The sequence below is a fragment of the Mucilaginibacter sp. P4_G9 genome (genome assembly GCF_056400985.1).
Genome location: NZ_JBFUKF010000832.1, coordinates 1 through 974 on the forward strand (window position 1 = coordinate 1; position 974 = coordinate 974).

2 protein-coding genes are annotated in these 974 nt (G+C 41.1%); both read left to right on the forward strand.

Translation table 11 applies throughout. The features are described from left to right. A partial coding sequence (locus tag AC1DPZ_RS27980; RefSeq protein ID WP_477409694.1) for a hypothetical protein occupies positions 1-368 on the forward strand: 368 nt, incomplete at its 5' end. Continuing rightward, positions 355-974, forward strand: a 620-nt coding sequence (locus AC1DPZ_RS27985) for an SDR family oxidoreductase (protein WP_477409696.1), incomplete at its 3' end; no start/stop codon positions are given. The genes AC1DPZ_RS27980 and AC1DPZ_RS27985, both read left to right, overlap by 14 nt.

Genomic DNA, 974 nt, shown 5'->3' on the forward strand with positions numbered 1-974 from the left:
ATGTACAACATAAGGATTGGGTAGAGGAATTTCAAACATCAGAAACTGATGTGGTGAATGGCGCTTTTATGCTGATGCGTAAAGAAGCTATTAATCAAACCGGGCTGTTTGATGAACGCTTTCGTACTTATGGTTATGATATCGACCTGAGCTATCGTATAAGGCTTGCCGGGTTTAAAAACTACTATTTCCCCAAAACATATATCATTAACTTCAACAGTAAAGGTAGTGTGAAATTTAGCTGGAGTTACCTTAAGGAATTTTATGGTGCGATGATTATCTTCGCGACCAAATATTTATTTAAGGTGCCCGAAATTAAAGTGGAGGGCTTACCGCAGCTATTCCCTTCTGCTTATGAAGTTAAATGATAAAGTTATAGTTATTACCGGGGCATCATCCGGCATCGGAAAATCATTAGCTATTGAATGTGCTAAACGGGGAGCCATCGTTGTATTGGCGGCCCGCCAGTACGTTACCCTTTGCGTTATTACACAGGATATAGAAAGGCGATATCAAACAAAGGCGTTAGCCATACAATGTGATGTAACCATTGAGGACGATTGCGCCCAGCTCATCAAACAAACCCTTACAACTTTTGGTAAAATAGACGTACTGATAAATAATGCAGGTATAACCATGCGGGCGCTGTTTAAGGATGTGGATTTGAAAGTGCTCAAATCTATCATGGATGTTAATTTTTGGGGAACAGTGTACTGCACAAAATACGCCCTGCCCGAAATTGCCAAAACCAAAGGAAGCATTGTAGGCGTATCATCCATCGCAGGCTATAAAGGTTTGCCCGGTCGGATAGGTTATTCTGCGTCAAAATTTGCTGTGAATGGTTTTTTGGATGCTTTAAGGGTCGAGAACCTTAAAACCGGCGTACATATATTAACTGCCTGTCCTGGTTTTACGGCATCAAACATCCGCAATACTGCACTTAATAAAGAAGGGGTAGAGCAAAGAGAAAGTAC